Annotated in this window: 20 protein-coding genes and 1 tRNA gene; 17 read left to right on the top strand and 4 right to left on the bottom strand. The window is 67.9% G+C overall.

Translation table 11 applies throughout. From position 1 onward, the window contains the following. Positions 1-17 precede the first annotated feature (17 nt). On the bottom strand, positions 18-701 hold the full coding sequence (locus BP05_RS00545; protein WP_496359402.1) for an FKBP-type peptidyl-prolyl cis-trans isomerase: 684 nt from the start codon (positions 699-701) through the stop codon (positions 18-20). Positions 702-896: 195 nt separating this feature from the next. Here BP05_RS00545 and BP05_RS00540 point away from each other — a divergent pair, with 195 nt between their 5' ends. The 14 genes from BP05_RS00540 (at position 897) to rnt (ending at position 13450) form a co-directional block, all read left to right on the top strand. Next, complete coding sequence (locus tag BP05_RS00540) at positions 897-1694, top strand: enoyl-CoA hydratase/isomerase family protein (protein ID WP_496359400.1); 798 nt, start codon at positions 897-899, stop codon at positions 1692-1694. A 26-nt stretch (positions 1695-1720) separates the two neighbouring features. Next, positions 1721-2098: a hypothetical protein gene (locus BP05_RS00535; RefSeq protein ID WP_496359398.1), complete on the top strand. Its 378-nt coding sequence runs from the start codon at positions 1721-1723 to the stop codon at positions 2096-2098. Next, on the top strand, positions 2095-2835 hold the full coding sequence (gene nth / locus BP05_RS00530; RefSeq protein WP_496359396.1) for an endonuclease III: 741 nt from the start codon (positions 2095-2097) through the stop codon (positions 2833-2835). The genes BP05_RS00535 and nth overlap by 4 nt, the downstream gene beginning before the upstream one ends. A gap of 139 nt (positions 2836-2974) precedes the next feature. After that, the gene (locus BP05_RS00525) at positions 2975-4273 is read left to right on the top strand and encodes an OprO/OprP family phosphate-selective porin (RefSeq protein ID WP_496359395.1); all 1299 of its coding nucleotides are present in this window, start codon (positions 2975-2977) and stop codon (positions 4271-4273) included. 169 nt (positions 4274-4442) lie between these two features. After that, complete coding sequence (pstS, locus tag BP05_RS00520) at positions 4443-5519, top strand: phosphate ABC transporter substrate-binding protein PstS (RefSeq protein ID WP_496359393.1); 1077 nt, start codon at positions 4443-4445, stop codon at positions 5517-5519. Positions 5520-6168: 649 nt separating this feature from the next. After that, a complete protein-coding gene (pstC, locus tag BP05_RS00515; protein WP_496359391.1) occupies positions 6169-7137 on the top strand; it encodes a phosphate ABC transporter permease subunit PstC in 969 nt (322 codons plus the stop codon). Next, complete coding sequence (gene pstA / locus BP05_RS00510; protein ID WP_496359389.1) at positions 7137-8000, top strand: phosphate ABC transporter permease PstA; 864 nt, start codon at positions 7137-7139, stop codon at positions 7998-8000. The genes pstC and pstA overlap by 1 nt, the downstream gene beginning before the upstream one ends. 76 nt (positions 8001-8076) lie before the next feature. Continuing rightward, positions 8077-8895 carry a phosphate ABC transporter ATP-binding protein PstB gene (gene pstB, locus BP05_RS00505; RefSeq protein ID WP_496359387.1) on the top strand — a complete coding sequence of 273 codons (819 nt, stop codon included), beginning with the start codon at positions 8077-8079 and terminating at the stop codon, positions 8893-8895. A gap of 162 nt (positions 8896-9057) precedes the next feature. After that, entirely contained in the window at positions 9058-9765 is a 708-nt protein-coding gene (phoU, locus tag BP05_RS00500) for a phosphate signaling complex protein PhoU (RefSeq protein WP_496359385.1), read from the top strand. A 160-nt stretch (positions 9766-9925) separates the two neighbouring features. Continuing rightward, the gene (locus BP05_RS00495; protein WP_496359383.1) at positions 9926-10441 is read left to right on the top strand and encodes an RNA polymerase sigma factor; all 516 of its coding nucleotides are present in this window, start codon (positions 9926-9928) and stop codon (positions 10439-10441) included. Positions 10442-10533: 92 nt separating this feature from the next. Continuing rightward, positions 10534-11019 carry an HvfA family oxazolone/thioamide-modified RiPP metallophore gene (locus BP05_RS00490; protein ID WP_496359381.1) on the top strand — a complete coding sequence of 162 codons (486 nt, stop codon included), beginning with the start codon at positions 10534-10536 and terminating at the stop codon, positions 11017-11019. Between the two features lie 58 nt (positions 11020-11077). Continuing rightward, entirely contained in the window at positions 11078-11932 is an 855-nt protein-coding gene (locus tag BP05_RS00485; protein ID WP_496359379.1) for an HvfB family MNIO-type RiPP peptide maturase, read from the top strand. Then, the gene (locus BP05_RS00480; protein ID WP_496359377.1) at positions 11919-12710 is read left to right on the top strand and encodes an HvfC family RiPP maturation protein; all 792 of its coding nucleotides are present in this window, start codon (positions 11919-11921) and stop codon (positions 12708-12710) included. Before BP05_RS00485 ends, BP05_RS00480 begins: the two co-directional genes overlap by 14 nt. A 62-nt stretch (positions 12711-12772) precedes the next feature. Continuing rightward, the gene (gene rnt / locus BP05_RS00475) at positions 12773-13450 is read left to right on the top strand and encodes a ribonuclease T (protein WP_496359375.1); all 678 of its coding nucleotides are present in this window, start codon (positions 12773-12775) and stop codon (positions 13448-13450) included. Positions 13451-13489: 39 nt separating this feature from the next. Here the strand turns inward: rnt and sugE are convergent, their stop codons facing one another. From sugE to rnr, 3 genes are all read right to left on the bottom strand, one after another. After that, positions 13490-13807 carry a quaternary ammonium compound efflux SMR transporter SugE gene (gene sugE, locus BP05_RS00470; RefSeq protein WP_496359373.1) on the bottom strand — a complete coding sequence of 106 codons (318 nt, stop codon included), beginning with the start codon at positions 13805-13807 and terminating at the stop codon, positions 13490-13492. A gap of 125 nt (positions 13808-13932) precedes the next feature. After that, positions 13933-14691 carry a 23S rRNA (guanosine(2251)-2'-O)-methyltransferase RlmB gene (gene rlmB, locus BP05_RS00465; protein ID WP_496359371.1) on the bottom strand — a complete coding sequence of 253 codons (759 nt, stop codon included), beginning with the start codon at positions 14689-14691 and terminating at the stop codon, positions 13933-13935. Between the two features lie 88 nt (positions 14692-14779). Further along, positions 14780-17257 carry a ribonuclease R gene (gene rnr / locus BP05_RS00460; protein WP_496359369.1) on the bottom strand — a complete coding sequence of 826 codons (2478 nt, stop codon included), beginning with the start codon at positions 17255-17257 and terminating at the stop codon, positions 14780-14782. 147 nt (positions 17258-17404) lie between these two features. Here rnr and BP05_RS00455 point away from each other — a divergent pair. From BP05_RS00455 to parC, 3 genes are all read left to right on the top strand, one after another. Continuing rightward, a tRNA-Leu gene (locus BP05_RS00455) sits at positions 17405-17489 on the top strand. 199 nt (positions 17490-17688) lie between these two features. Beyond that, a complete protein-coding gene (rnk, locus tag BP05_RS00450; protein WP_496359367.1) occupies positions 17689-18114 on the top strand; it encodes a nucleoside diphosphate kinase regulator in 426 nt (141 codons plus the stop codon). 79 nt (positions 18115-18193) lie between these two features. Next, complete coding sequence (parC, locus tag BP05_RS00445; RefSeq protein WP_496359365.1) at positions 18194-20437, top strand: DNA topoisomerase IV subunit A; 2244 nt, start codon at positions 18194-18196, stop codon at positions 20435-20437. Positions 20438-20513: the final 76 nt, after the last annotated feature.

The raw sequence follows: 20513 nt of genomic DNA, 5'->3' as shown, positions 1-20513 counted from the left end.
AAAACCGGGACGCTGCGTTACTTCACGCTGACGAGCTTGATCTCGAACTGCACCGCGACGTTCGGCGGGAACCGGCTCTCCGGGTTGTTGCCCATGTACTTGTCGGCAGGCAGCGTGACTTCCCACTTCGAGCCGGCCGGCATCTGCTGCAGGACTTCGCGCATCGCGGCAACTTCGATCTCGCTGATCTTGATGCCCGGGACCTGGCCTGCCGGACGCGGCTGCGCCGGACGCTCGCCGAACGGATAGGGGCCCGCGACTTCCAACTGGACCGTGCTGGCCATGCTCGGCTTGGCGCCGGTGCCGGCCTCGATCACGCGGTACTGCACACCGCTCGGCAGCGCCTTCACGCCCGGCTTGGCCTTGTTGGCCGCAACGAAGCTGTCGCTCTTGGTCTTGTTGGCGGCGGCCGCCTTGTCCCACTCGGCCTTGGCCTTCTCCGCCTGGCGCTTCTGCATGTTCTGCACGGCGGTGCGGAGCTGGTCGACCGGCACCGACGGCTGCTTCTTGGAGTAGCCGTCCTGCAGGCCCTTGATGACGGTGTTGATGTCGACGGGCTCGCCGCTCTCGACCGCATTGCGGCCCAGGTCATAGCCCAGCGCATAGCTCAGCTTGCCCTTCTCCGTCGAAGTATCCTGCGCTGCAGCGTTGCCGGCGAGGAACAGAGCCGCAACGGCGGCAGCAATCAGACGCAACTTCATTCGTTGGAACCTCTTTATGAAAAGAAGGCGGCCTGTGCCGCCCGGCAAACTGATATGCCCCTTTTTGCCAACCAGACCGGTTGACCACGAGGGCGCGCTAGGATAACGGCGACAGGGCTTAACCGCCACTGACGCCTCCCCTGTGACCCCAAGGCCCGCATGGAGTTCCCTGCGGCCGGAAACTTCCCACACGCCATGTCCGAAACCACGAACTCCGCCGCCCCCGTCTCCACTACCGACCGCGGCGCGATCCGCATCGTCGCCGTCAACCGCCCCGACAAGCTGAACGCGCTCAACGCCGCCACGCTCGATGCCCTTCACGTCGCTTTCGATGCCGCCGCCGCGGATCCGGGCGTCCGCGTGGTCGTGCTCACCGGCACTGGGCCCAAGGCGTTCGTCGCCGGGGCCGACATCGCCGAGATGAACTCGCTGACGCCGGTACAGGGCAGAGACTTCTCGTTGCGCGGCACGCGCATGATGCGGCGCGTGGAGCGCATGCCCAAGCCGGTCATCGCGATGGTCAACGGCTTCGCCCTCGGCGGTGGCCTGGAACTGGCAATGTGCTGCCACCTGCGCATTGCCGCCGAATCGGCGAAGGTCGGCCAGCCGGAGATCAATCTCGGCCTCATTCCCGGCTTCGGCGGGACCCAGCGCCTGCTGCGGCTGGCAGGACGCGCCGCGACCCTGGAGCTGTGCCTGACCGGCGCGCCCATCGATGCGGCGCGCGCGCTGCAGCTGGGCATCGTCAATCGCGTGGTGCCGGCCGCGGACCTCGAAGCGGAAACGATGAAGCTGGCCGAACAGCTCGCCAACGCCGCGCCATTGGCACTGCGCGGGATGATCGATTGCATCAACATCGGCGGCGAGTGCGGGATCGAGGAAGGACTGGAATTCGAGTCGGCGCAGTTCGGCCTGATGTTCTCCACCGGGGACATGCGCGAAGGCACGTCGGCCTTCCTCGAGCGGCGCAAGCCGGAGTTCAAGGGCGCCTGATCCCCTAGCGCTCGAACTCACTGCCGATGACCGACATCGCTTGCCCCCTATGCGGATGCCACGCGCGATCGCCACAGCACGCGATCGTGGCGGCGCTGGCCGTGGACGACCTGGATGGCGCACTCGATGCGGGCCTGCTCGGCTGCGCACCGTGCGGGCAATGCAGTGCGGCCTGCGTGGAGACGATGACTGCCGCGCGCGACGCGCGGCAACGCGCCCTCGCCGCGCGCGAACGCTTCCGCGCGCGCCAGGCACGCCTGCAGCGCCGGGCCCAGGAACGCCTGGCCGCACGCGCGGCACCCGCTGCTGCAGCGAGCACGGACGACAAGCCCGCGCTGCCCACCGCGGCGGCGGCGGCGCTTGCGCGCGCCAAGGCCCGCGCCGCGGAACGCCACAAGCCATGAGCGTGGCGAAGAAGGCGGCGAAGAAGCCGCCGGTGCGAAAAACCGCGGCAAGGCCGCGCGCGCAACGCGGCGGAAAGCGCCTGTCTCCGGCCGAGGTCGAGGAGATGTTCGCGCGCCTTGCGGAGCTCAACCCGAAACCGACGACCGAACTCGAGTACGCCACGCCCTACGAATTGCTCGTCGCGGTCACGCTCTCGGCGCAGGCGACCGACGTCGGCGTGAACAAGGCGACGCGCAAGCTGTTCCCGGTAGCCAACACGCCGGCGAAGATCGCCGCGCTCGGCGTGGAAGGGCTGAAGCCCTACATCGCCACCATCGGGCTGTTCAATACCAAGGCGGCCAACGTGGTCGCGATGGCGCACCAGCTGCTCGAGCAGCACGGCGGTGAAGTGCCGCGTGACCGCGCAGCGCTCGAGGCGCTTCCGGGCGTCGGTCGCAAGACCGCGAACGTGGTGCTCAACACCGCCTTCGGCGAACCCACCATTGCGGTCGACACCCACATCTTCCGCGTCGCCAACCGCACCGGCCTGGCGCCGGGCAAGGATGTGCGCGCGGTCGAGGCCGGGCTGGAGCGCGTAGTGCCGCCGCACTACCTGCAGGACGCCCACCATTGGCTGATCCTGCACGGGCGCTACGTGTGCAAGGCACGCAGACCCGACTGCCCGCATTGCGCGATCCGGGACCTGTGCCGGTTCCCGGACAAGACCCCGGGCGAACCCGTACCCGCCACGCGCTGAACTGATCCGGACGCATCGCGTCGCCCGGCACGCCGTCATCGGACGGTCACCGTCGGGAAATAAGTCAGCGCTGTCACATTTACGCAATCTTCACTACTTAGCCTGCGCGGGTCCTCTCCACGCCCTAAGGGCTAATTCCATGAAACTGTCCCGCAACACCCTGTCCGTCGCCCTGCTGGCCGCGCTGGTGGCGCCGGCCGCTCACGCCGAAGTCGCGCTCGACGTGATCGGCGGTTCGGAAGTCTCCTTCGAAGGCCTGGTCCAGGCCGAAGGCAACTGGTACGACAACGACCTGGTCGACCTGAACTCGGCCGGCACCGGTGGCACCGCGGCCAGCGCCGGCGCGAACGGCAAGGACACGGAGTACGGCATCCGCCGCGCGGAAATCATCGTCAAGGGCAAGGGCCCGGGGAACTACGAGTGGGTCGTCGGCTACGACGCCAGCTCGCAGAAGTCGGTGACGGTCGCCAATCCGTCCAACAACGGCGCGACCAACCCGAGCACCGCGGTGGCCTCCAGCGGCAAGTGGCTCGACGTCAACGTCAAGTACAAGCTCGGCGGCGACGCCAACCACTACCTGCAGGTCGGCCAGTTCAAGCAGCCCAACAGCATGGAAGAGCTGTCGAGCACGCGCTTCAACGACTTCATCTCCAAGGCGGCGGTGACCAACACCTACGCCGTAGCGCGCCGCACCGGCGTCGCCTACAGCGTCGGCGACGTCAACTGGAGCGTCACGGGCAGCTACTTCGGCCGCGAACTGACCCGCAACCTCGCCCACGGCTCGGGCTACGGCGTGCGCGGCACCTGGGCGCCGATCAACGAGACCGGCAACATCCTGCACGTGGGCTTGGCCTACGTGGATTACGACACCGACGGCGATGCGTTCCGCCTGCGTTCGCGCCCGGACGCCGACCTGGCCACCCAGCGCCTGGTGGACAGCGGCAACCTGACCGACACCGACCGCACCGGCATCGTCAGCGCGGAAGGCCTGTGGGTGCACGGCCCGGTCAAGCTGCAGGGCGAGTACTACCAGTCCAACCTCAAGCGCTACGGCGCCGGCCACGGCGACTACAAGACCGACGGCGCCTACATCAGCGGCGTGTGGAACGTCACCGGCGAGACCTGGGGCTACAAGGCCGGCGTGCCGGTCACCAACCTGCCCGAGGATCCGGGCGCCGGCATGTGGCAGCTCGGCCTGCGCTACGACACGCTCGACCTCAACGACGGCAGCGGCAACCCGACCACGGGCGCCGTCACCGGCGTGCTCGGCGGCAAGCAGAACATCTGGACCGCCGGCGTGAACTGGTACTGGCGTTCCAACTTCAAGTTCGCGCTGAACTACGTGATGGTCGACTCCAGCAAGTGGTCCACGACCGCCCGCCGCGCCGTCGACGACAACCCGAACATCGTCGAAGGCCGCATCCAGTTCTACTGGTAAGCCTGCTTCCCTCTCTTCGGGAATCTGCGGGGCGCGGTGTTACCGCGCCCCTTTTTATTGCCCGCGCCGGGTGCCTTGCGGGCCGGGCGCCTGCCTGAACCGCAACCGGCAATCCTCGCCTTGTCACCCAACTGAAATATTTGTGACCTCCTGCTGTCATCGAACCGTTATGGAATGCGCAGGGAACGGGCCCGGCCCGTCGTTTCTCTCCAGGAGCCCATACGTGTTCAAGTCCTTCAAGTTCCGTCTCGCCGCGCTGGCGGTTGCAACCTCGTTCGTTGCCGCCAATGCATCCGCCGCCGACGTCACCGGCGCCGGCGCTTCCTTCGTCTATCCCATCATGTCGAAGTGGTCGGCGGAGTACGCCAAGTCCACCGGCAAGAAGGTCAACTACCAGTCGATCGGCTCGGGCGGCGGCATCGCCCAGATCAAGGCCGGCACCGTGGACTTCGGCTCGTCCGACGCCCCGATGAAGCCGGAAGAACTGGCCAAGTTCGGCCTCGCCCAGTTCCCGTCGGTGATCGGCGGCGTGGTGCCGGTGATCAACGTGCCGGGCGTGGCCTCGGGTGCGCTCAAGCTGGATGGCGCGACGCTGGCCGACATCTTCCTCGGCAAGATCACCAAGTGGAACGATCCGGCGATCGTCGCCCTCAACAGCGGCGTGCAGCTGCCGGACGCCAAGATCACCGTCGTGCATCGTTCGGATGGTTCGGGCACCACCTTCAACTTCGTCAATTTCCTGTCCAAGGTCAGCCCGGAGTGGAAGACCAGGGTTGGCGAAGGCACGGCGGTGAAGTGGCCGACTGGTATCGGCGGCAAGGGCAACGAGGGCGTCGCCGCCTACGTGAAGCAGATCAAGGGCGGCATCGGCTACGTCGAGCTGTCGTACGCGCTGCAGAACAAAATGGCCTACTCGCGCATGAAGAATGCCGCCGGCAACTTCGTGCTGCCGTCGGACGAGACTTTCCAGGCCGCTGCCGCGAACGCCGACTGGGCGAACGCCAAGGACTTCTACCTGGTGATGACCAACGCGCCGGGCGAGAAGTCCTGGCCGATCACCGCCACCAACTTCATCCTGATGTACAAGCAGCCGAAGAACGCCGCCGGCGCGAAGAACGCCAAGGACTTCTTCAGCTGGGCCTACGCCAATGGCGACGCCTCGGCCAAGGCGCTGGACTACGTGCCGCTGCCCGACGCGCTGGTGAAGCAGGTCGAGGCCTACTGGACCCAGAACATGAAGTTCTGAGCAACAGCTTCATCGCAACACCGGAAAGCGGGCCCCCGGGCCCGCTTTTCTTTTTGCGGGCGAACGCCGACCGCTCCGCGCACGAACCACGCCGGGTTCGCACACCAACCTCCACCCACCGCGCACGAAGCTCTTTGGCTGCGCGCACGAACCTCTTCGGCCCCACGCACGAACTTCTCCGGCCCACGTACGAACCCCTGCAGCCCCACGCGCGAGCCCTGCCAACCCCGCGCACGAACCCCTTCGGCACCGCGTACGAACCTTGGGGCCCCACGCACGAGCCTCTACGCGACCGCGCGCGAACCTGGCCAGCCCCTCGCACGAACCCTCCGCCCCCGCGCGCGAACCCCTCCAGCCTCGCGGACGGACCTTTCGGGCCCCGCGTTCGAACCTCTGCCGCCTCGCGCACGCACCTCCTCCAGCTCCGCGCACGCGCCCCGCGGCCCCGCGCGCGCCCATGCCGGGCTCGCGACCGGGGCGGATCACGTCGCTCGCGGCCGCCAGGCTCGCCATGACCGGTCCGTGACAGGCAGATGTCATTCCCCTGTAACAAAAACATCATTTCATAGCGCCAAGCCGGCCGAACCGCTCGGCATCCGGGCCGGCGCCCTGGCGCGACCCGTGCTCCTGCCCCCTCACGCGGACCCGAATGAACGCCACCGCCCTCCCCGCATCGACGTCCAGCCGCCGGGACGTGATCGACGCCCGCAACGACAAGCTGTTCCGCTGGGTGCTTACCGGTACGGCCCTGTTCGTACTGGTCGCCCTCGCCGGCGCGGCGCTGTCCATGCTCTGGGGCGGCCGCACCGCACTGCAGGTGCAGGGACTGAGCTTCTTCTTCTCCAGCGACTGGAATCCGGTCGAAGACAAGTACGGCGCTCTCGTGCCGATCTACGGCACGGTGGTCACCGCGATCATCGCCATGCTCATCGCGGTGCCGGTCAGCTTCGGCATCGCCTTCTTCCTGACTGAAGTGGCGCCGCGCTGGCTGCGCGGCCCGATCAGCTCGGCGATCGAGCTGCTCGCCGGCGTGCCCTCGATCATCTACGGCATGTGGGGTTTCTTCGTGCTGATGCCGGTGATGCGCGAGTCGATCGTGCCCTGGCTCAACGACCACGCCGGCACCTGGCCGCTGGTCGGCCCGCTGTTCCAGGGCCCGCCGATCGGTGCGGGCATGCTCACCTCGGGCATCGTGCTGTCGATCATGGTGACGCCCTTCATCTCCTCGGTGATGCGCGAGGTCTTCCTCACCGTGCCCACGCGCCTGAAGGAGTCGGCCTACGCGCTGGGCGCGACGAAGTGGGAAGTGAGCTGGGACATCGTCCTGCCCTACACCCGTTCGGCTGTCATCGGCGGCGTGTTCCTGGGCCTGGGCCGAGCGCTCGGCGAGACCATGGCGGTGGCCTTCGTGATCGGCAACAGCGTCGGCTTCACCAAGTCGCTGCTGGAGCCGAGCACGACCATCGCCGCGCTGATCGCCAACGACTTCGGCGAGGCGACGGAGACCTACCGTTCCGCCCTGCTGCTGCTCGGCTTCGTGCTCTTCATCGTGACCTTCGTCGTGCTCGCCATCGCCCGCCTGATGCTGATGCAGCTCGCTCGCAAGGAGGGCAACTGATGTCCGCCGTTTCCAACGCCCTCTACCTGCGGCGCCGGATCGCCAACGCCGTCGCCATCGCGCTCGCGACCGTCGCGGCGCTGGTAGGCCTGGCCCTGCTCGGCTGGATCCTGTGGACCCTGATTGCCAAGGGCATCGGCGGGGTGAACTGGGCGCTGTTCACCCAGGACCAGCCGCCGCCGCTGGAGGAAGGCGGGCTGAAGAACGCCTTCTTCGGCAGCCTCGTGATGTGCGGCCTGGGCATCCTGATCGGCACCCCGCTCGGCATCGCCGCGGGCACCTGGCTGGCGGAGTACGGCAACAGCCGCAAGCTCGGCACCGCGGTGCGCTTCGTCAACGACATCCTGCTGTCGGCGCCGTCCATCGTGCTGGGCCTGTTCGTCTACGCGGTGTTCGTGATGCAGACCGGCGGCCAGTTCTCCGCGCTCGCGGGCGCGCTGGCGCTGGCCTTCATCGTCCTGCCGGTGGTGGTGCGCACCACCGACGAAATGCTGCGGCTGGTGCCCGCGCAGATGCGCGAAGCCGCGCTGTCGCTGGGCGTGCCGCAGTGGAAGGTGATCGTGCAGGTGCTGTACCGCAGCGCCTCGGCCGGCATCGTCACCGGCATCCTGCTCGCCCTGGCGCGCATTTCCGGCGAGACCGCGCCGCTGCTGTTCACCGCGTTCGGCAACGAGTTCTGGAGCACGGACCTCACCGGCGCGATGGCCGCGGTTCCGCTGGTCATGTACAAGTTCGCCGGCAGCGGCTTCGCCAACTGGGAAGCGATCGCCTGGGCCGGGGCGCTGGTCCTGACGCTGTTCGTGCTCGCCGTCAGCCTGTTCGCGCGCACCTTCCTGCTGCGCAACAGGATCTCCCATGACTAAGCCATACCCGACCGGGGACGCCATGGACGGGCTTCCGCAAGCTCCCTCTCCCACTTCCTTCCGACACACCGCCGCCATGAACGATGCCCGCCTCAACGTAGCCATGCCCGACCGCAGCGGCGCCGCGGCGGCACCGGCTCCCGCCGTGAAGCTCGCCGCGCGCGGCCTGGACTTCTATTACGACAAGTTCCACGCGCTCAAGAACATCCACCTGGATATCCCGGAAAAGCGCGTCACCGCGCTGATCGGTCCTTCCGGCTGCGGCAAGTCCACGCTGCTGCGCGTGTTCAACCGCATCTACGCGCTGTATCCCAAGCTGCAGGCCAGGGGCAACGTGCTGCTGGACGGCGAGAACATCCTCGACCCGAAGTACCCGATGAACCGCCTGCGCAGCAAGGTGGGCATGGTGTTCCAGAAGCCGGTGCCGTTCCCGATGACCATCTTCGAGAACGTGGCCTATGGCATCCGCCACCACGAGCGGCTGTCGAAGTCGGAGATGAACGACCGCGTCGAGAACGCGCTGCGCCAGGGCGCGCTGTGGGACGAGGTGAAGGACAAGCTCGGCCAGAGCGCACTGGGACTTTCCGGCGGCCAGCAGCAGCGCTTGTGCATCGCGCGCGCGGTCGCGCTGAAGCCCGACGTGCTGCTGCTCGACGAGCCGACCTCGGCGCTGGACCCGATTTCCACCAGCCGCATCGAGCAGCTGGTCGAGGAACTGAAGAAGGACTACACGATCGCGATCGTGACCCACAACATGCAGCAGGCCGCGCGCGTGTCCGACTACACCGCCTTCATGTACCTGGGCGACCTGGTGGAGCACGGCCCGACCGAAACGATCTTCTCGCAGCCGACCAAGCAGCAGACCGAGGACTACATCACCGGCAGGTTTGGGTGAGCGACCGCGCTCAGCAGATGCCCTATCGGCATCCGCTGCGGTCGCGAACGCCCGGCCATGGATGGCCGGGCCGGACGATCCGAAGCCGGTGATGTCGCGCCACGGATGGCATCGAAATACCCACACGCTGCGGCAATCCGCCGCAGGGACAGAGATACGCACATGGGCACCAACATGCACGACCACATCGTCAAGAGCTACGACGACGAGCAGAAGCGCCTGCTCGCCGAAACCCTGCGCATGGGCGAGATGGCCGCCGCGCAGCTCGACGCCGCCCTCGACGTGGTCCAGCGCCGCGACGACAAGGCCGCCGAACGGATCATCGCCAACGACGAGGCGATCGACGCGCTCGAGCACGAAGTCAGCCACGACGTGATGAAGCTGGCGCTGCGCGGGCCGATGGCGCGCGACCTGCGCGAGATCCTCGCCGCGATCCGCATTGCCGCCGACATCGAACGCATCGGCGACCTGGCCGCGAACGTCGCCAAGCGTTCGCGCGCCCTCAACCTCGCCCCGCCCCTGCCGCACATCTCGGGCCTGCACGCCCTGGGCATCCTGGCGGTGCAGCAGGTCCGCGATGCGCTGACCGCGTATCGCGACAGCGACATCGAGCTCGCCCAGCGCGTGCGCGCCCGCGACGCGGAGATCGATGTCGCCTATACCGGACTGTTCCGCGAGCTGCTGACCTACATGATGGAGGATGCGCGCAGCATCACCGGCTGCACGCACCTGCTGTTCATGGCGAAGAACATGGAACGCGTCGGCGACCACGCCACCAACATCGCCGAGAACGTGTGGTTCCTGGTGAAGGGCGACGAGCCGCTGCCGCCGCGCGAGAAGCGGGACGAGTCCATCGCCCCTGGCGGCTGAGCAGGAATCGGGCCAAGGCCATGGCCCTCGCATAAATCTCGGCTGAACGCGGGCGTGAAGGCATCCTTCACGCCCGCACCTTTTTTGGTCTACCCCCACTCTTGGGATATGCAGGCGCCCGCTGCGGCGCGCATTCTCCGGACCCGCGAGGCACGACGACATGGAACTGGTACTGGCCAATGGCGATCTCGAGGCGGCCCGCACGGGCGACCGCCTGGCGCTGGAACGCGTGCTCGGCCAGTCGCGCCAGAACCTGCGCCGCTATGCCGAGTTCCACTGCATCGTCAACGACGTCGAGGATGCGGTGCAGGAGAGCCTGCTGCAGGTCTCGCGCAAGCTCGGCAGCCTGCGCGAACTCGAATGCTTCGCCTCCTGGCTGTTCCGCATCGTCAAGCGCGAATGCAACCGCCTCAAGCGCGGCCGCAAGCTGCTCACAGGCCAGGACATCCCCGAATGCCTGCTCCCGGTCGTCTACCCGGACCCGATCGAATGGCGCCAGGACGTCGCGGCGGCCCTCGAATCCCTGCCGCTGCATTACCGCGAAGTCATCCTGCTGCGCGACCTCGAAGGCCTGACGATCGAGGAGACCGCAGAGCAACTGGGGCTGAGCCGCGAGGCGGTGAAGTCGCGGCTGCACCGCGCGCGGGTCGTGGCACGCGAATTCTTGGCGTGCTGACGACACGCATCCATTTCCCCTGCCGTTCCGTACATACTCGGCCGGCCAAACCCGCGGGCATCGCCCACATCCACGCACCCCAGGAGCTCACCATGTCCACCAAGCAGACCAACAAACCGCTCGCCCTCGCTGTCGGCGCCGCCCTTGCGGGTGGCCTGGCGCTGTCGGGCTCGGCCTTCGCGATGACCGATCTCGCCAGCGGCTACATGGTGAGCGCGAGCCATGCCGCGGGCGAAGCCAAGACCGCCGACAAGAAGACCACCGAAGCCAAGTGTGGCGCCGACAAGATGTCCGCCGAGGGCAAGTGCGGTGAAGGCAAGTGCGGCATGGACAAGATGGACGCCGACAAGGACGGCAAGATCTCGTCCGCCGAATTCGCCGCCGCGCACGATGGCGACAGCAGCAAGTTCGGCGCGCATGACACCAACCACGACGGTTTCATCAGCTCCGACGAGATGAAGGCGCACATGGAAGGCAAGTGCGGCGAGGGCAAGTGCGGCGGCGACAAGAAGGCTGCCGACGAGAAGGCCAAGATGGAAGGCAAGTGCGGCGAAGGCAAGTGCGGCGGCATGGCCTGAAGTGATGCGAGGCGGAAGGGACGAACTTCGTCCCTTCCGTCGATTGGCGAGAACAACGATGTCCTCCCTCCTCCCGCACAGCGTCGGCCTGGGCCTGCGGCGAACCCTGCTTCAACCCTTGCAGTCCGCGCCGGCGGGCGACTTTGACTTCCTCGAGTGCGCGCCGGAGAACTGGATCGGCGTCGGCGGCAAGTTCGGCGACGCGCTGGACGCCCTGGCCGCACGGCATCCGCTCGTATGCCACGGCCTGTCGCTCTCGCTGGGTGGCTTCGCACCACTCGATGAAACCTTCCTGGGGCGGGTGCGCCGGTTCCTCGACCGCCACCACGTGCCGCTGTACAGCGAACACCTGAGCTACTGCGCCGACGACGGCCAACTCTACGACCTGCTGCCGATTCCATTTACCGAGGAAGCCGTCCACCACGTCGCGGCGCGCATCCGCCGGGTCCAAAACATTGTCGGCCGCCGCATCGCCGTGGAGAACGTCTCGTACTACGCCGCGCCGCACCAGGCGATGCCCGAGATCGACTTCATCAATGCCGTGCTGGCGGAAGCCGACTGCGACCTGCTGCTCGACGTCAACAACATCTACGTCAATGCGATCAATCACCACTACGACGCCCACGAATTCCTGTCGCGGTTGCCGGGCGAACGCGTGGCCTACATCCACGTCGCCGGCCACTATGACGAGGCCGAGGACCTCAAGGTCGACACCCATGGCGCGCCGGTGAAGGACGCGGTGTGGCAGCTTTTGGCAGCCGCCTACCAGCGCTTCGGCCCGCGTCCCACCCTGCTGGAACGCGACTTCAACATCCCGCCGTATGCGGAGCTGGCAACCGAACTGCGCACCATCCGTTCCGTCATGCACGAGCACGCGCCGGATGCGCGCGCGCACCGCCATGCCCGCACCTGACCACGCCCGCACCCAAGCGCATCCGGGGACGCCTGCGCGCCTGCGTGAGCAGCAGCTCGAGCTGACCCGCCACCTCCGCGACCCTGAGCATGTCGCGCCGCCGCCCGATCTCGAGGACCGGCGCCTGGCGATCTACCGCGAGCTGCTGTTCAACAATATCGAGAGCCTGCTGGCGGGCAACTTCCCGGTGATCCGCAAGCTGCTGGGCGACGCGCGCTGGAGATCGCTGGTGCGCGACTTCTATCGCGACCACCGCAGCCAGACCCCGCTGTTCCCGGAGATCGCGCGCGAGTTCCTGCGCTACCTCGAGGCGCTGCCGGCGCTCGACCCGCCGTTCCTGCGCGAGCTTGCGCACTACGAATGGGTGGAACTGGCGCTGCAGATTTCCGAAGCGCGCGTGGAGGATGCCGTCCACGATCCGGACGGCGACCTGCTCGAAGGCGCGCCGGTGGTGTCGCCGCTGGCCTGGGCGTTGGCGTACCGCTGGCCGGTGCACCGGCTGGGGCCGGATTACCAGCCGGACGAAGCGCCCGCGGCCCCTACCTTCGTGCTGCTGCGGCGCGAAGCCGACGGCGACGTGCGGTTCTCGGCATTGAGTCCCCTCGCATTCCGCCTGCTGGCACGCCTCGACGAGCATCCGCTCCTGACCGGGCGCGAACAACTGGAGGCGCTGGCGCAGGAAGCGGGCGTGGCCGCGGACGCGGCGTTCCTCGCGCAGGGCCGGCAGTTGCTGGAACAGATGCGCGGCAACGGCACGCTGCTGGGCACATCGCTGTAGCGGCCGTCCGATGTCTGATCAGTCTGCGCCGTGAAGGTGGCTCATCCGGCTAAACTGACCGGATGCAAGAAGCCGCGAAGAAATCCGCCTCCCCGCTCGCCACCCGCTTCCGTGGCTTCCTGCCCGTGGTGGTGGACGTGGAGACCGGCGGCTTCGACTGGAACCGGCACGCCCTGCTAGAGATCGCGGTCGCGCCGATCGATGTCGACGACAACGGCCAGCTCTTCGTCGGCGAGATCACCAGCAGCCACGTGGTGCCGGCGACCGGCATGGAGATCGATCCCAAGTCGCTGGAAGTGACGGGCATCATCCTCGACCACCCGTTCCGCGACGCCAAGCCCGAGCGCGCGGCGCTCGACCTGGTGTTCGCGCCGGTGCGCGAAGCGATGCGCAGGCACGGCTGCCAGCGCGCCATCCTGGTCGGGCACAACGCCCACTTCGACCTCAACTTCCTCAACGCCGCAATCGCGCGCTGCGGCCACAAGCGCAGTCCGTTCCATCCCTTCAGCGTGTTCGACACGGTGACCCTGGCGGGCGTGGCCTACGGGCAGACGGTGTTGTCGCGCGCGGTCCAGGCGGCCGGCCTGGACTGGCGCAACGAGGAGGCGCACTCGGCGGTGTACGACACCGAGCGCACCGCGCAGCTGTTCTGCCGGATCGTCAACGGCTGGCCGATGCTGAAGGCGCCCGGCGCGGTACCTCCGGGCGCGACCGACGAAGTGGATACGCACGCGGTCTGATCGGGCCACTTTGTCCCACGGAGCCAGTTGGACGCGCGTTCAAGGCGTCGCGAGCTTGAGCCCGACCAGTCCGGCCACGATCAACGCCACGCTGCCGATACGCAGCGCATTCATCGGCTCGTCGAACAGCACGATGCCGAGGATGACGGTGCCCACGGCGCCGACGCCCACCCACACCGCGTACGCGGTCCCCACCGGCAGCGATTTCATCGCGATGCCGAGCAGCCCAAGGCTGATCACCATCGCGGCGATCGTCGCCAGCGAGGGCCACAGGCGGGTGAAGCCTTCGGTGTATTTCAGGCCGATCGCCCAGCCGACTTCGAGCAGTCCGGCGAGCACGAGAATAATCCAGTGCATGCATGGTCTCCGATCACGTGGGGCCGTCCCCGGATGATGATCGAGAGGCGGGTCGTCCCGCTTCGGTGCAGTTGGAATGGTCGATTCCGCGGCGGCTGGGCTCCCGCCGACGCGGCTCGGACCGGCTACTTCGCGGCAGCCGCGCGCTGCCTGACGGCTTCGAACAGGGTCACGCCGCTTGCCACCGACACGTTTAGGCTTTCGACATCGCCGCCGCCCGGCATCGGGATCTTGACCAGCTGGTCGCAGTTCTCGCGCGTCAGCCGGCGCAGGCCATCGGATTCGCCGCCGAGCACCAGCGCGACATTGCCGCGCAGGTCGAGGGCCCAGAACGACGCGTCGGCTTCGCCGGCGAGGCCATAGATCCACACGCCCATCTGCTGCAGGTCGCGCAGGGTGCGCGAAAGATTGGTGGCGGGAATCACCGGGATGCTGTCGGCGGCGCCGGCCGAAGTCTTGCGCACGGTCGCATTGACCTGCACGGCCTTGTCCTTGGGGAAGATCACCGCGGTCGCGCCGGCCGCCGCGGCGCTGCGCAGGCAGGCGCCGAGGTTGTGCGGGTCCTGCACGCCGTCGAGCACCAGTACCAGCGCCTTGCCTTCGGCCGCCTCGACCAGGCCCTGCAGGTCGTTCTCGCTATAGGTCTTCGCCGCCGCATACCGGGCGACCACGCCCTGGTGGCGCAGGTTGCCGACCACGCCGTCCAGCGCCTGCGTGGCGACGCGGCGCACGTCGATGTCCTTGCGCCGCGCCTGCGCCTCGATCTCGACCAGGCGCGGGTTCTTCGCGCCGGCCTCGATCAGGACTTCGCGCACGTTGTCGGCGTCGTGCTCGACGGCGGCCGACACTGCATTGATGCCGGCGATCCACTGTTTAGTGCTCATGTGTGTTCCGTAGGACGGGCCCTGGCCCGCCATATGTGAGGCATACCGCGAGGCGGGCCAAGGCCCGTCCTGCGCACCGCCCATTATCTCAGTACTTCTGCTTGACCCGCTTCGCCGGCTTTCCCCGCGGCGGCGGGGGCTTCACCCCACGCTCCTCGACCAGGCGGAAGTCGATCTTCCGGTCCTCGACGCTGGCCTTGAGCACGACGATGTCGACGCGGTCGCCCAGGCGGAATTCGCGCCCGGTGCGCTCGCCCGCCAAGGTCTTGCGGATCGGATCGAAGTGGTAGAAGTCGCTGGGCAACTGGGTCACGTGGATCAGCCCGTTGACCTTGGAGTCGTCGAGTTCGACGAACAGCCCGAAGCTGGTGACGCCGCTGATGACGCCGGAGAACTGGCCGCCCACGTGCTGTTCCATCCATGCGGCACGGAAGCGTTCGTCGACCTCGCGCTCGGCCTCGTCGGCGCGGCGCTCGCGTTCGGAGCATTGCAGGGCCAGCGCGGCCATCGCGCTGGGCTGGTACTTGAACTGCTCGACGCGCGCCCCGCTCAGCGCGTGCTTGATCGCCCGGTGCACCAGCAGGTCGGGGTAGCGGCGGATCGGCGAGGTGAAGTGCGCATAGGCCTCCAACGCCAGGCCGAAATGCCCCACGTTGTCCGGCGAATACACCGCCAGCGACTGGCTGCGCAGCAGCACCGATTCCAGCAGGGTGGCATCGGCCCGCTCGCGGATCTTCTTCAGCAGCGCGGTGAAGTCGCGCGGCTGCACCTTCGCCCAAGGCGGCATGCGTAGGGCAAATTCCTTGAGGAACTCGAGCAGGTCGGCGTACTTGGCTTCCGGCGGCCGCTCGTGGATCCGGTACGGCGCCGGCACCTCGCGCGCCAGCAGGAACTTCGCGGCCTCGACATTGGCCGCGATCATGCATTCCTCGATCAGCTTGTGCGCATCGTTCCGCAGCAGCATGCCCGCCTGCACGACTTCGCCCTGCGGACCGAGGACGAATCGCACTTCGCTGGATTCGAACTCGATCGCGCCGCGGCGTTCGCGCGCCTTGGCGAGCACGCGGAACAGCTGGTGCAGGTGTTCGACGTGCGGCAGCAGCGAGCCGATCTGCGCATGCGCGTCGGCCCTGGCCTCTTCCGGGACGTCGCCGACCGCGTTCCAGACCAGGGTGTAGGTCAGCCGCGCGTGCGAATGCATCACCGCTTCGTAGAACTTCGAATGCGTGACCTCGCCGTCGCGATTCACCTGCATGTCGCAGACGAAGCACAGGCGATCGACCTTCGGCATCAGCGAACAGATGCCGTTGGACAGGGTCTCCGGCAGCATCGGCACGACGAAGCCCGGGAAATACACGGACGTGGCGCGCTTCTGCGCCTCATCATCCAGCGGCGTGCCGGGACGGACGTAGTTGGAAACGTCGGCGATCGCCACCACGAGGCGGAAGCCGTCGCGGTTGGGTTCGCAATACACGGCGTCGTCGAAATCCTTGGCGTCCTCGCCGTCGATGGTGACCAGCGGCAGCTGGCGCAGGTCGACGCGCGCGGCCGCGGTCGCCGCGTCGACGGTGAGCGGCACCGCCGCGGCTTCCGCCAGCACCGCCTGCGGGAACTCATGCGGCAGGTCGTGCCCGTGGATCGCCGCCTGCACCGCCAGCGATGCGGTCAGGCGCTCGCCCAGCACCGTGAGTACGCGGCCGATCGGCGGACGCCACGAATCCGGCGCCTGCGTGATCTCCGCCACGACCAGCTGGCCGTGCTTCGCGTCGCCGCGCGCGTCGGGCGGAATCTGCACGTTGCGCTGGATGCGGCGGTCGTCGGGCACGACATAGCTGATGCCCGATTCGATCTCGAAGCGGCCGATCAGGCGGGTCAGGCGCCGTTCCAGCACCTCGACGATCGCACCCTCGCGGCGGCCACGCCGGTCCATGCCGGTGACGCTGGCGAGCACGCGGTCGCCATGCATGGCCTTGCGCATCTCCAGCGGCGGCAGGAACAGGTCATCGCCGCCACCCGCCTCCGGGCGCAGGAAGCCAAAGCCGTCCGGGTTGGCAATGACCGTGCCGGCGATGAGATCGAGGCGTTCGGTCGGCGCGAATTCGCCGCGCCGGTTCAGCAGCAACTGGCCGTCGCGCAGCATCGCGGCGAGACGCTTGTTGAGCGCTTCGAAGCGATCGGGCGACGCCAGGTCCAGTCGTTGCGCAATCGCGTCGGCGGACATCGGGCCTTCGCCCAGCAGGCGCAGGATCAGTTCGCGGCTCGCAATCGGCTGTTCGTAGCGGCTCGCTTCGCGCTCGGCGTGCGGATCTTGGAACTCGCCGGCGCCGGTGCCCGCGGCCGGAATGCCGCCGCGCGCCGGCGGCCTGGCCATCTTCTTCGGGTTGAACCCGCGCGGCGGCGGTTCGGGCATCCACGCCGGGCGTGCCGTGCTGCTCGCGGGTCGCGCCGCGCCCTGCCTTTTTCCCTTCCCTGGTGCCTTGGGCGGAGCGCCCGATCCCGTGGAGCCCGAGGTGCGGCCGCTACCCTGGCCCGCGGTTTTTCGACCGCCCGTGGTCTTCTTTTTCATCCGCGCATGGTCGCATACCGTCATGAAGGCGCGGTCGGGAGCGCCCCGGGATGACCGGGGCGAACAAAGATGCACGGCGGTCGTTGACAAAGCGTGCCGCCGCACCGCAACATACGCGCCCTCGCAGCGGTGCAAGCCGCTCGCGATGCCCAGGTGGCGGAATTGGTAGACGCACTAGTTTCAGGTACTAGCGGGTAAAACCGTGGAGGTTCGAGTCCTCTCCTGGGCACCAACGAGTTCGCGATGAAGCCCCGCAGAAATGCGGGGCTTTTTCTTTGCCGCATCTGCCCTCGCCGCTGGCCGCAGGCGCCGATTGCCGGGCCTGCGGCCCACGAGGTTGCCGCCTCCACCCCTGCGGGCTAAGGTCGCTCCACAACCCAACCAGCGGGCGGCGCATCCGGTGCGCCGCCCGCTCTGCTTTTGGAGCCACCGTGAACCAAGAACGCCTGGAAGAACCCATCGCCCCCACCCTGCTGGTGTCGCGCCTCGACCGCGAGCGCATCGAGGCGCTGCTCGAGTCGACGGCGGCCCGGAACATCGACACCACCGCCCTGCGCGCGGAACTCGATCGCGCCGAGGCGGTGGAGCCCAGCAGGATGCCGTCCGACGTCATCACCATGAATTCCACCGCGCGCTTCGCCATGAACGACGGCAGCGAGCGCGAACTCACGCTGGTCTATCCGCGCGACGCCGATGGCAGCCCGGACCGCGTATCCATCCTCGCCCCGGTCGGCAGCGCCCTGCTCGGGCTGCGCATCGGCGATTCGATCCGGTGGCAGGCGCCGGGCGGCGCGGTCGACCTGCGCGTGCTTGCCATCGGTTACCAGCCCGAAGCCGCCGGCGAATTCCACCGCTGAGCAGCGGCGGCCGCCGCCGCCGCGCCGTTAGAATCCTTCCCTCAGCACCCGCCTCCATTCCGCAGGTTCCGTAGCTTCCATGAGCGACACCGTACGCCCGACCTTCCACGGCTTCGAACAGATTCCCCTGCGCGAATACGCCGAACGCGCCTACCTCGACTACTCGATGTACGTCGTGCTCGACCGCGCCCTGCCCTTCCTGGGCGACGGCCTCAAGCCGGTGCAGCGCCGGATCATCTATTCGATGAGCGAACTGGGGCTCAATGCCGGCGCCAAGCCGAAGAAGTCGGCGCGCACCGTCGGCGATGTGATCGGCAAGTACCACCCGCATGGCGACAGCGCCTGCTACGAGGCGATGGTGCTGATGGCGCAGCCGTTCTCGTACCGCTATCCGCTGATCGAGGGCCAGGGCAACTTCGGTTCCAGCGACGACCCCAAGTCGTTCGCGGCGATGCGCTACACCGAATCCAAGCTCACCCCGATCGCCGAAGTGCTGCTGGGCGAACTCGGCCAGGGCACGGTCGACTGGGACCCGAACTTCGACGGCACCCTGGAAGAGCCGACCTGGATGCCGGCGCGCCTGCCGCACCTGCTGCTCAACGGCACCACCGGCATCGCGGTCGGCATGGCCACCGACGTGCCGCCGCACAACCTCAATGAAGTCGTCAGCGCCTGCGTGCGCCTGCTCGACGATCCGGATGCGACCACGCGCGACCTGTGCGAGCACATCCTCGGCCCGGACTACCCGACCACCGCCGAGATCATCACGCCGCGCAGCGAGCTGATGGCGATGTACGAGACCGGCCTGGGCAGCGTGCGCGCCCGCGCGGTGTTCGAGAAGGACGGCGCCAACATCGTCGTCACCGCCCTGCCGTACCAGGCCTCGCCGAGCAAGGTGATCGAACAGATCGCGACGCAGATGCGCGCGAAGAAGCTGCCGTGGCTGGAGGACATCCGCGACGAGTCCGACCACGCCAACCCGACCCGCATCGTGCTGGTGCCGCGCAGCAACCGCGTCGACGCCGAGCAGCTGATGGGGCACCTGTTCGCCACGACCGACCTGGAGAAGAGCTTCCGGGTCAACTTCAACGTGATCGGCCTGGATGGCCGCCCCCAGGTCAAGGGGCTCAAGGCCTTCCTCGGCGAGTGGCTGCGCTTCCGGACCGACACCGTCACCCGCCGCCTCAAGCACCGCCTCGACAAGGTCGAGCGCCGCCTGCACCTGTTGGAAGGCCTGCTCATCGCCTTCCTCAACCTGGATGAAGTCATCCGCATCATCCGCAGCGAGGACGAGCCCAAGCCGGTGCTGATCGCGCGTTTCAAGCTCAGCGACGAACAGGCCGACTACATCCTCGAGACCAGGCTGCGCCAGCTGGCGCGCCTGGAGGAAATGAAGATCCGCGGCGAGGAAGCCGAACTCGACGCCGAGCGCGACCGCATCATCGCCACGCTCGACAGCAAGGCCAAGCTGAAGAAGCTGGTGAAGGACGAGCTGCTCGCCGACGCCAAGAAGTTCGGCGACGCCCGCCGCTCGCCGCTGATCGCACGCGAAGCCGCGCAGGCGCTGTCGGAGACCGAACTGGTAGCCAGCGAGCCGATGACGATCGTGCTCAGCGAGAAGGGCTGGATCCGCGCGGCCAAGGGCCACGAGGTCGATGCCGGCTCGCTCAGCTACCGCGAGGGCGACGGCCTGCTGGCCGCGGCCCGGGGCCGCAGCACGCAGCAGGTCGCGTTCCTCGACTCCACCGGTCGTTCCTACTCGACCGTGGCGCACACGCTACCGTCGGCGCGCGGCAACGGCGAGCCGCTCACGGGCCGCTTCTCGCCGGCACCGGGCGCGTCGTTCCAGGCGTTGGCCACCGGCGACAACGACACCCGCTTCGTGCTGGCCTCGTCGCACGGTTACGGCTTCGTCACCCGCTTCGAAAACCTCACCGGCCGCAACAAGGCGGGCAAGGCGATGCTGTCGCTGACGCCCAACGCCAAGGTGCTGCAGCCGGCGCAGGTCACGGCCGGCGAGAAGGACCGCGTCGTCGCCGTCACCAACGTCGGCCACCTGTTGGCCTTCCCCGTGTCCGAACTGCCGGAACTCGACAAGGGCAAGGGCAACAAGATCATCGAGATTCCCAAGGCCAAGCTCGGTACGGAACGCGTGGTCGCGGTCGCCGTGGTCCCGCAAGGCGGCACCCTGGTCGTCAGGTCCGGCACGCGCACGATGTCGCTGTCGTTCAAGGACCTCGACGAGTACGTCGGGGCGCGGGCTTCGCGGGGTGGCTTGCTGCCGCGCGGATGGCAGAAGGTGGAAGGGCTGGATGTCCAGTAGGCCCAGCCTCCCGGCGCGCTTCGGCGCGTCGGGCATCGCGCAACCGTTGCGGGATGATGTCCTCAGTTCGCACGTG

It is taken from the genome of Lysobacter oryzae DSM 21044, from assembly GCF_059568595.1.
This window is presented reverse-complemented; position numbering and strand designations above follow the sequence as displayed.